Source organism: Falsirhodobacter sp. alg1 (assembly GCF_000739715.2).
Taxonomy (GTDB): domain Bacteria; phylum Pseudomonadota; class Alphaproteobacteria; order Rhodobacterales; family Rhodobacteraceae; genus Falsirhodobacter.
Genome location: NZ_BBJC02000103.1, coordinates 1 through 519 on the forward strand (window position 1 = coordinate 1; position 519 = coordinate 519).

The 519-nt window shown below is 56.3% G+C and carries 2 pseudogenes; one reads left to right on the plus strand and one right to left on the minus strand.

The annotated features are described in order from the left end of the window. Positions 1-190: pseudogene (locus TR36_RS14420) on the minus strand (Zn-dependent hydrolase); the annotation flags it as partial. A gap of 106 nt (positions 191-296) precedes the next feature. Between TR36_RS14420 and TR36_RS14425 the strand changes: the two are divergent. Further along, positions 297-519: pseudogene (locus TR36_RS14425) on the plus strand (hypothetical protein); the annotation flags it as partial.

Below are 519 nucleotides of genomic sequence, written 5' to 3' on the forward strand. Positions count from 1 at the left end.
ACATATTGCCCACCTCGTCCACTGCCATTTCGAGACCAAGCGCGTTGCACTGCCCCGAAAACCAGTCACGGACCGCCTTATCCTCCGGCCCTAATGTCAGACGACACACGCCGCCATCCTTTGCGCCAAATTCTGCAGTGACCATCAGGTCATCCCAAAGGCGGTTTTCATTGACGATCAGATTTGACATGCGGGCTCCGCTTTCTTTTTTGACAGCTTGGCCATGGTTCCGGATATGCGCGTGCGCTGCCAGAAGAAGCTGGAAACAATCGCCCGACAGGTACGAACCAATTTCCGATAACCAGCTGCGCGGTCGCTCGGGCCGTCAGGGGGATCCGGGCCGTTCGGCATTCTTCCTTTCGCTGGAAGATGATCTGATGCGCATCTTCGGGTCTGAACGTCTGGACAAGGTTCTATCCACCCTGGGTATGAAAGAAGGCGAGGCCATCGTTCACCCTTGGGTCAACCGCAGCCTTGAAAAAGCGCAGGCAAAGGTCGAGGCGCGTAACTTCGACATGC